We start from the raw sequence: 665 nt of genomic DNA, 5'->3' as shown, positions 1-665 counted from the left end.
TGGTGTTTAAGCGCGGATTTGCTGGATTCGTTTCGTCTGTGCGGCGCGTGTTATTGGTTAGCGTGAGGTATACAGAGCCTGTGAACGGGTCAACCGAACACCATTCAGGACGATCCATTGGCGTTGCGCCAACAAGGTCAGCCGCGCCAGCCGTATTAATGATAATTTCCGCTAACGAGTTAAAATGATCAGCAAGCGTGCCACCAGATGTCGTCACACTATCAAGCGTTAGTGGCAACCAAGTACCTGTGCTGTCTTCATTGAAACGCGCAACGTAAAGTGTGCCTTCGTCCATGTACTTGTCGCCCGTCGCCAAGCGATTCGCAGGATTTGCATCAGCAGGATCCCAAGCCGCTGCAGACTCGAACTTGTAAAGGTATTCAAAACGAGAATCATGACCTGAGTAAAATACTACGGGTTTGCCTGCTTCTAGCTTACCGAAAGCACAACCTTCGTGGCGGAAACGACCAAGCGCGGTACGCTTTTTCGCACGAGAGTTTTGGGTATATGGGTCAATTTCTACAATGTAGCCATGGCCGTTCGCTTCGTTACGGTAATCGTCTGCAGAGCTGGTGCCTGTTGGTGCAACATTAAAACGCGTAAACTCATCTAAACGCTCTTCTGAGTTACCTGCCAATGTTTCCCACAAGTAACGCGTGCTCTTA

General features: G+C 49.6%; 1 protein-coding gene. It reads right to left on the bottom strand.

The window, feature by feature from the left end:
* On the bottom strand, positions 1–665 hold a 665-nt coding region (locus tag R7Z50_RS28000; RefSeq protein ID WP_318149819.1), incomplete at both ends, for a PhoX family protein.

This window comes from Vibrio sp. 1249-1 (assembly GCF_033340495.1).
This window is presented reverse-complemented; position numbering and strand designations above follow the sequence as displayed.